General features: G+C 40.9%; 1 protein-coding gene. It reads left to right on the top strand.

Annotated features, from left to right (window positions below; translation table 11 throughout):
• Window positions 1-1,130: IS1182 family transposase (locus HCK02_RS13870; RefSeq protein ID WP_167630685.1), on the top strand; the 1,130-nt coding region annotated here is incomplete at both ends.

Here is a 1,130-nt window from a genome sequence, read left to right as displayed (position 1 = left end):
GAAACCAATACAGCTTATCGCTGGTTTTTAGGCTATGATTTCAATAGTAAAATCCCGCATTTTTCAACTTTTGGGAAAAATTATGTACGTCGTTTCGCAGAAACGAATGTTTTTGAACAAATCTTTTATCGCATTCTCAAACAAGCAACCGATGCAGGGTTTGTGGATTCTGAGATGGCTTTTGTGGATTCTACTCATGTCAAAGCGAATGCCAATAAAAACAAATGGCATAAAAAGGTCGTTCGTAAAGAAACGCGCGCGTACCAAGAGACACTCGAGAAAGAGATCAATGTAGTAAGGGAAGCAGAAGGAAAAAAGCCGATTGTGTGGAAAGAAAAAAGCGAGGAGAAAGAAATTAAAGTAAGCCGAACGGATCCCGAAAGTGGTTATTACGTCAAGGGAGAACGAGAGAAACAGTTTGCTTATTCTTTTCACACGACTTGTGATCGAAATGGCTTTATTCTTGAAAACATCGTCACACCTGGAAATGTCCATGACAGTCAAGTGCTCATCGCTTTAGTCGAAAAGTTACGTCAAAAACGCGTGCCAAAAGTAGTTGTAATGGATGCGGGGTACAAAACACCCATTATTGCGCATTATCTTTGGAAAAACGGAATGGAAGCGGTGCTTCCTTATACCCGTCCAAGAGGAAAAAAAGGGTTTTTCACAAAACGAGATTTTATGTATGATGAATGGTTGAATGCCTTTCACTGTCCGAACGATCAACTTTTGCCATATGTTCGTCTCAATCGCGAAGGCTATCGTCTCTATAAATCGGATCCTCAAATCTGTCAAACGTGCGTCTTACGTGCCCAGTGCACAGAAAGTAAGACCTATGAAAAGTGGTTGATTCGTCATTTATGGGAACCCCATTTAGAGGAAGCTGACCATTTACGTTTAACAGAACGCCATAAGGCGTTTTATAAGAAGCGGAAGGAAACGATTGAACGTTGTTTTGCAGATGCGAAAGAGAAGCATGGTATGCGTTATGCCACTTATCGCGGTTTGGCGAAAGTGAGCTTGCAAGCCACGCTTACTTTTACTGCCATGAATCTGAAAAAGCTTGCTTTATGGACATGGAAGAAGTCCTGTTTGGCTTCTTCTTTTTCCATTTTTATAGAAAAAAACGC

Source organism: Listeria valentina, assembly GCF_011800755.1.
GTDB lineage: Bacteria > Bacillota > Bacilli > Lactobacillales > Listeriaceae > Listeria > Listeria valentina.
The sequence above is the reverse complement of the archived record's forward strand: the minus strand, read 5'-3'. Positions and strand labels throughout refer to the sequence as shown.